Annotated in this window: 1 protein-coding gene; it reads right to left on the bottom strand. The window is 55.4% G+C overall.

The features are described from left to right. On the bottom strand, positions 1-582 hold a 582-nt coding region (locus BLX24_RS34220; RefSeq protein ID WP_445422165.1), incomplete at its 3' end, for a DUF11 domain-containing protein. Between the last annotated feature and the right edge of the window lie 615 nt (positions 583-1,197).

Below are 1,197 nucleotides of genomic sequence, written 5' to 3'. Positions count from 1 at the left end.
AACCACTGGTAACGAACATACCCCGCTGGGGCCGACAGGACAATGGTGTAGTTTGTANCTGGTCCCCGACCGACGGAACCACTGGTAACGAACATACCCCGCTGGGGCCGACAGGACAATGGTGTAGTTTGTACCCTTACATACCTTGATCGGAATCGACGTACAGACGCTCGCCGTATCGCCCGGAATCATCGCTTTGTTATACACAACCCCTTCAGCAGTAGTACTGGCAGAAAACACAATTGTTGCCGTGGTATTGGCAGGCAGTGTCGTAATCTTCCAGACACTAACCGGATTACCTAATGTAAAGCTGTTGGCGACTGACGTCGTAACCGAACCCGGCAAGATCGTCAGCCCCGAACTGACCGAATCACGGACAATGACGTTGTTGGCTGGTCCGGTACCGGTGTTAGCCACGACAATCGTGTACGTCAGCAAGTCGCCCAGCTGCGCTTTCGATTTGTTCACCAGTTTATCCAGCGACAGAAGCGGCGTAGGCGACTGAGAGACTGCCACCGCTACGCTGGTATTACCCGTGCATTGCGGACCGGCTATACAAGTCACGGTATAACTGGTAGTCATTGTCGGACTCACGACAATACTTGTTTTTCCATTATCGGCCGTTCCCGTCGACCAGGTCAGCGTACCGTTCTGGCAACCCGCTACTGTCAGCGTCGATGACTGCCCGGAGGTAATGGCCGATGGCAAGGCACTAATCGTCAGGCTAGGGGCGGAGGCAACCGTTATCTGAGCAACCACCTCAACCACCGACGTGCCGTTCGTACAAACAGCGGCATACGATGTAGTCTGGGCCGGATTCACAATTACGCTGGCCGTTGTTTGCCCGTTGATACCGTTACCAGTCCAGTTAATGCTACCCAGACAGCCCGTTGCCGTCAGTGTCGCACTTTGACCGGCGCAGATCACTGCATCATTCACCGTAAATTCATTGGCACCGGCACTACCGACCATGATACGGCCGGTTGCTTTACAGCCAGGACCACTGGTACAGGTCACCGTGTAGATGCTGCTTATAGCTGCCGGTACAACAATGCTTGTTTTACCGTTATCGGCCGCCCCCGTTGACCAGGTCAGCGTACCGTTTGTACAGCCACGCGCGGAGATCGTCACCGCCGTTGAACTGGCCACGGAGGTCCGGCTGACGGTCAGACTAACCGGAGCCAGCACCGTCGCCGT

The sequence above is a fragment of the Arsenicibacter rosenii genome (assembly GCF_001870735.1).
In the GTDB taxonomy this organism is placed as follows: Bacteria; Bacteroidota; Bacteroidia; order Cytophagales; family Spirosomataceae; genus Arsenicibacter; species Arsenicibacter rosenii.
This window is presented reverse-complemented; position numbering and strand designations above follow the sequence as displayed.